This window comes from Priestia sp. P5_B4, assembly GCF_056400385.1.
In genome coordinates, this window is sequence record NZ_JBFULJ010000219.1 from 1 (window position 1) to 5,403 (window position 5,403).

Sequence of the window (5,403 nt, forward strand, 5' to 3'; positions counted from 1 at the left end):
CTCTGAACTTGCCTCTCATGAAGTATACAATCAAGACTACAAAATTCAATTCGAAATCAGACCTTCTAACATTATTATGCTTGCGATACACGGCGGAGGTATCGAAACTGGAACATCCGAACTTGCTGTTGGGCTAGCAGGAAACGAATACTCGTACTATATATTTGAAGGGTTAAAGAAAGCAGGAAATGCCGATCTTCATATCACATCCACTCATTTTGATGAACCTCATGCGCTAACTATTATATCGAAAGAAGACTATGCCGTATCTTTTCATGGATACAATGATAAAAGTGAAAAACACACTAAAATCGGCGGTGCTGACAAGGCATTAAGATCCAAAGTGTATGAAGCGCTTGTTTCCAAAGGTTTTAGTACAGAAACTTTATCAGATCAAGACCCTTTTTCCGGTACAAGCCCTAGAAATATAACCAATAAAACAGCTAGGCGGATGGGTGTGCAAATTGAGATAAGTAAAGCGCAAAGAGAAGCTTTTTTTGCAACTAACACGAGAAATGAACGTAAAAATTCGAAAACCCAAGAATTTTTTGAGTATATATCAGCTATTAGAAGTGCATTTCCTCTTAGATAAATCAGATACGTTTAGTATTTATTAAACAGGTTAGATTTATTACGGACATGTTTGTGGTATACATATAGTAACTACATATACTGGAGGAGATAATCATGAAAACATTTGACCAAGAAGATACCTTAGAACGTCTTAAAGCCTCTTATCGATATTTAAAAAGCGTAGACGTACGGGGAATCAGCACATTAGATGATCAAAAGCGAGCGGAAGCTGTGCAGTTAATCGAAGAGATTGGTCTTAAAATATCAGAAATGCGTGTGAAAGTAGAGTGAGAAAGAAGGGCATCTGTCCTTCTTTCTCTTTTTCAACAACTATAAACAGGAGATTGGCCATGAACGAGCAATATTATGACGCTTTATTAAATATAAAAACAACGGGAGAACAAAAGGGATTTAATGATTCATTTCATTACCATCGTTAYGAACCCACGCCTTATAGTGCATTAGAAACACTTTTCACTCAGTATGAGCTAACAAGCAGTGATAGAATTGTCGACTTCGGATGTGGAAAAGGAAGGCTGAATTTTTATGTGAACTACCTGTGCAATGCCACCGCCGTAGGGATAGAAATGAATGAACACTTTTATGAGCAGGCCATAGATAACCAGAGGCGCTATTTGAAAAAAGCCAAGGGCCGCAAACATCCTATTCATTTTCAGTGTTGTTTAGCCCAGGAATATAAGATTCATCCATTAGACAACTGCTTTTATTTTTTTAATCCTTTTTCAGTTCAAATCTTTATCCAAGTAGTGAACAATATTTTGCTTTCGTGGGAAGAGAATAAGCGCGAGATTGATTTGATTTTATATTATAGTTCGGAGGATTATCTTCATCACCTCGTAAAACATCCTTCTTTCATTTTAAAAGAAGAGGTAATGCTGCCAGAGTTGGATCGTAAAAACCCATATGAACGGTTTTTGATTTATAAAGTAGCTTATTAAGACGATCTATTTACTGTTTGATAATACTGGATCTTGCCGGTTCTATTTAACAAATCAGCAGGAGGTGGAAAAAGACCTGCTGATTGTATTTATAACTTTTTAGAAATTAAAGCATAACACTTTATTATGTAAGCGCTTTCTGTTATAATGAAATTAGGTTGGATAGCATGCGTGGCTATCGGTGTACTCAGCGCAGGCGGGGCTAGTACAGAAAGAGAAGGCTACATACAAGTTAATAAACATTTAGTAGATAGAAATAAGAACTCTCAAAAACAAATTTATTAATTTGTATGCTAAATCGTAAATTAACAAAAACGGCACTTATGATAAGGTTTTAGAGAAAAGAATCCAGCATATACTGTATAAGCAATTTTTTTACTCTAAAAAAGGGTAAAGAAWTTGCTTATTTATTTTTAAATAAGTGCACAGCTGTTCAGATTTGTTTTGAGATATCTAGCGTTAGTGTATAATAGTAACAAGTATGAAAAGTTGACATTGTGAATTGATTAAAGGGGATTTAAAAATGAGTGAACTAAAAATAGATGATGTAGCGAAGCAAAGCGGTTTAACAAAACGTACGATTCGTTATTATGAACAAATTGGACTGATGCCAGCACCTCCAAGAAGTGAAGGTGGATTTCGTCTGTATACTGAAGAACATGTAGAATTTTTAAAGAAAATTACGAATGCCAAAGAAGTCATGGGTTTTTCACTTCAAGAATTACAGGAATTTCTTGCTTTAAGTGATACTCTTGAAATACAAAAGATGGATTATAGGCAAGTGAAAGGAACAAGTCAACAAAAAGAAAAGTTAGAGCAAGTGTTACATACGGTAGAAGAGCAGCTCAAGCYGATTGAACAGAAAAAGAAAAATATCTTAAAAGTAGAGTCTGACCTTCTGTCATTGAGAGATCGTGCTAAGACTGCAATTGTAAAATTTGAGCAGGAAGAATCATGAAAAGCAGGCGCATTCACCAGAAGAGTGCGTCTGCTTTTACGGTTTTTATAGGGCATTCATTTATGATTGTGAAGTGTTTTCTTCTAGCTGTACCCCTAAAAAAAGTAAAATAGCCTGTATTCCATCGGCTTTTCCACTGTGAAAGCTTCTTGTTTCAGCATCCAAAGCTTCATTTACAGATTCCATCATATTTGATTCGTACAAGTCTAAAATTAATTGTTTTCCTTCCGGACTCAAATGCAGCTGCCCGCGTTCCTTCATTTTAAACTTCAACTTCTTCAACTCCCTTTCCCATAATACTATCAGTATACAAAAATAATAACATTTACGTAAACGTTAATTTTTGTATATGGACAGAAGAACGTATTGAGTATAGGTACTAAGTGAGGTGAGAGATACTGATTATCCTTTGCTTGTTTTAATGTTTGTCAGCTTATAGCCGCAAGCTGAGCATGTATAGATAACGTTTTGATTGGACTGAGCAGTTAAAACGGTAGCAAGCTCTTTTTGAGAATGACAGTTAGGACAAATAACAACAGGGGATTTCATGTGATTTTCTCCTTTTCTTTTTCATAGTCAAATTTTATTTTATGTAAAGTTTAATCAAATATCCTGTGTGCTATCAAAAATGACAGAAGACATGTAAAAAAGCATTCTCGCTCAAAAGAAACGGGAATGCTTAAGGTGAGTTTAAAATCCGTCCTGGCTTGCTGTAAATGGAATGTTAAGTCTTCTTTCTACATTGCGTAAGCGCTGATTTAATCTGTTTATACGATCAGTAWGTCGCTCCACAACACGATTTAAACGAGTAATTTCTCTGACTTGCTCCTCATTTTGTCTCTCAAGGGCACGAATTCTTCGTTCAAATCCTCCAAGATTTTGAAGCTGCTGTCTTTCATCGTATTCTTCATGCTGTGGTACGTAAGGGGGATAGTATTGTTGAACTGAGTAATCAACTTGCTGAGGACTGTATCCAGGGTTGAAATAATAAGGGTTCATTAGGGCACCGCTCCTTTTACATAGTAATTTCAAATCAAACACGATATAACGTATGCGAAGATAAGAAAAATGCTATAGGCACATACCTAAAGACATTCTGTATTTAAAAAAGGAAAGTATTTTTAAAAGTCAAAAGGAGATAGCCGGTCTTGTCTTGAATATGCAAAATAGAAAAGCTTCTTTTTTAGACACTTTATTTAAGAAAGAGGGAAAGTGACCGATGGCTCAAGGAAAACAAAAACCAGCACCTAAAATAGAAGAATCAAAAGCTCCGCCTGCAAAGAAACAAAAGTCGAAGAGCCGAAGCACTAAAAAAGCGCAGCCTCCTACATCGCCCTGGGTAAAAGCTGCTTCCATTTTATCTAACATTGATTTCATGCGTTTGTTTCGATTGCTGTTTCTTGCTTTAGTGGTTGCTTTTATTGTGTATCAATATATTTTACTTACAAAGGGAATCTTCATCAAAACATATGCGGCCCTTTGGCATCATCACAAAATGCTCTTGCTGGCTGGAGCTGCATTCATTATCTATACTTCTTTCGTTTTTTACCTTGGCTACCGCACTGCTAAAAAACGGTAGAACTGCTCTAGGGGGCGAATAGCATCTATTCTTTAAACAAACCTTATATGTATATCAGCATAGAGGGGGGAAGAAACGTGGACAAGCAGCGAGCAAAACAAATTGCTGATTCACCCGTTATGGCTAACGTTACGTATAACGATACGGCCGTTTATATTCAACATGTAAGCGAAGAAAATGATACGGTAAGAATTTATCCGCTAGGTCAGCCGGAAAATGAACAAAATGTTTCCGTGAGCCAATTAGTAGAGAATTAAGGTGGATAAATAGAGCTGGTTTTTCAGTTAAATAAAAGCTAGAGAGCTACATAGCTCTCTAGCTTTTATTTATTCTTCCCATTTCTTACTGCTGATCTTTTCAATAATCCCGTGCAAATCACCTGGCTTATGAAACTCAATTGGAGACGCGCCTTTTTCAAACAGAATCGATTCTGCTTCAATTAACGCCACGTAGCGTCCGTTCACTTTTGCTAAGTGAATATTTTCCCCGAAATCAGCTAACAGTCCTTTAATCTCTGTTTCGCCAAGCTTCATTTTAAGCTCTGCATCAGGCGTATGCTCGACGATATGAGCAGCAGCTTCCATGACTTGATGCGTATCTAAACGTTCTTGAAGCTCACGCTTTTCACTTGTTGCCCACAGTTCCATGTCGGATTCAAACTGTTCGAGTTCTACGCTTTCTGCTTCAAACGTTTCGCTGACGTGTTCACGCACCATATCCATCACTTGTGTTTTCATAACCTCAGGCATCGGCTCGTTGTAGTCAATAAATTTCAAGAAGTCCTCAAAGTAACGGGCGTGAGACGCTTGATGTATGACGAGTTCACTTTCTTCGACCATGCCTTCTTCAGGCATGTATGGGTATTGAATAGATTTCATGTTTTTAGTAGTAATCGCCATTTCTACGTGACGAATAAGGGTTGATTCATCTGAAATTGAAGCCACTTTTGGTTCGAAGTCACATTTTAAAATAAACACAAAAGCATGATCAAAATATTTTCTTGGAACAGCAGATACAACTAAAAATGCTCCTCCTCGAACGGCTGCAGTATCAAGGTATGCATTGATAAACTGTTCGCTATTTTCTTCAAATTCTTCTTTGTTTGTGGCAAAACGAGTGCGGTGAAATAAATTATAATTAGGGTTTGAGTCGAGAGCGTGGCCTGGTTCAACTATAAAATACCCGAGCTTTGTAGGCACTTGTTCTGCTTTGGGGTGTCGCTCTACTTTGCGTTTTACAATTTTTTTAAATTCACCGTCTAAAAAATCTTTAATGGAACTTTCGTCATATTCTTCTGTATCAAGCGTTTGAAAATGCTTATATTGTTTAGAAGC

General features: G+C 36.8%; 11 protein-coding genes. 7 read left to right on the forward strand and 4 right to left on the reverse strand.

Annotated features, from left to right (window positions below; genetic code table 11):
* The 5 genes from AC1DRF_RS15775 to AC1DRF_RS15795 form a co-directional block, all read left to right on the forward strand.
* Nucleotides 1-592, forward strand: a 592-nt coding sequence (locus AC1DRF_RS15775; protein ID WP_477741110.1) for a poly-gamma-glutamate hydrolase family protein, incomplete at its 5' end; no start/stop codon positions are given.
* 95 nt (nt 593-687) lie between these two features.
* Nucleotides 688-864, forward strand: a complete 177-nt coding sequence (locus AC1DRF_RS15780) for a hypothetical protein (RefSeq protein ID WP_013056791.1) — start codon at nt 688-690, stop codon at nt 862-864.
* A 59-nt stretch (nt 865-923) separates the two neighbouring features.
* The gene (locus AC1DRF_RS15785; RefSeq protein WP_477741111.1) at nt 924-1,532 is read left to right on the forward strand and encodes a methyltransferase; all 609 of its coding nucleotides are present in this window, start codon (nt 924-926) and stop codon (nt 1,530-1,532) included.
* A gap of 147 nt (nt 1,533-1,679) precedes the next feature.
* A complete protein-coding gene (locus tag AC1DRF_RS15790) occupies nt 1,680-1,817 on the forward strand; it encodes a hypothetical protein (protein ID WP_013082926.1) in 138 nt (45 codons plus the stop codon).
* A gap of 238 nt (nt 1,818-2,055) precedes the next feature.
* On the forward strand, nt 2,056-2,490 hold the full coding sequence (locus AC1DRF_RS15795) for a MerR family transcriptional regulator (protein ID WP_477741112.1): 435 nt from the start codon (nt 2,056-2,058) through the stop codon (nt 2,488-2,490).
* Nucleotides 2,491-2,550: 60 nt separating this feature from the next.
* Here the strand turns inward: AC1DRF_RS15795 and AC1DRF_RS15800 are convergent, their stop codons facing one another.
* The 3 genes from AC1DRF_RS15800 to AC1DRF_RS15810 form a co-directional block, all read right to left on the reverse strand.
* Nucleotides 2,551-2,763 carry a hypothetical protein gene (locus tag AC1DRF_RS15800; RefSeq protein WP_427076226.1) on the reverse strand — a complete coding sequence of 71 codons (213 nt, stop codon included), beginning with the start codon at nt 2,761-2,763 and terminating at the stop codon, nt 2,551-2,553.
* Between the two features lie 129 nt (nt 2,764-2,892).
* A complete protein-coding gene (locus tag AC1DRF_RS15805) occupies nt 2,893-3,039 on the reverse strand; it encodes a hypothetical protein (RefSeq protein WP_013056796.1) in 147 nt (48 codons plus the stop codon).
* 141 nt (nt 3,040-3,180) lie between these two features.
* Nucleotides 3,181-3,489, reverse strand: a complete 309-nt coding sequence (locus AC1DRF_RS15810) for a hypothetical protein (RefSeq protein ID WP_477741113.1) — start codon at nt 3,487-3,489, stop codon at nt 3,181-3,183.
* A gap of 220 nt (nt 3,490-3,709) precedes the next feature.
* On the opposite strand from AC1DRF_RS15810, the gene AC1DRF_RS15815 reads away from it, so the two are divergent.
* The gene (locus AC1DRF_RS15815; protein ID WP_427076225.1) at nt 3,710-4,069 is read left to right on the forward strand and encodes a hypothetical protein; all 360 of its coding nucleotides are present in this window, start codon (nt 3,710-3,712) and stop codon (nt 4,067-4,069) included.
* Nucleotides 4,070-4,146: 77 nt separating this feature from the next.
* Nucleotides 4,147-4,326 carry an H-type small acid-soluble spore protein gene (locus tag AC1DRF_RS15820; protein WP_013056799.1) on the forward strand — a complete coding sequence of 60 codons (180 nt, stop codon included), beginning with the start codon at nt 4,147-4,149 and terminating at the stop codon, nt 4,324-4,326.
* Between the two features lie 69 nt (nt 4,327-4,395).
* Here the strand turns inward: AC1DRF_RS15820 and AC1DRF_RS15825 are convergent.
* Nucleotides 4,396-5,403: DUF3900 domain-containing protein (locus AC1DRF_RS15825; protein ID WP_477741114.1), on the reverse strand; the 1,008-nt coding region annotated here is incomplete at its 5' end.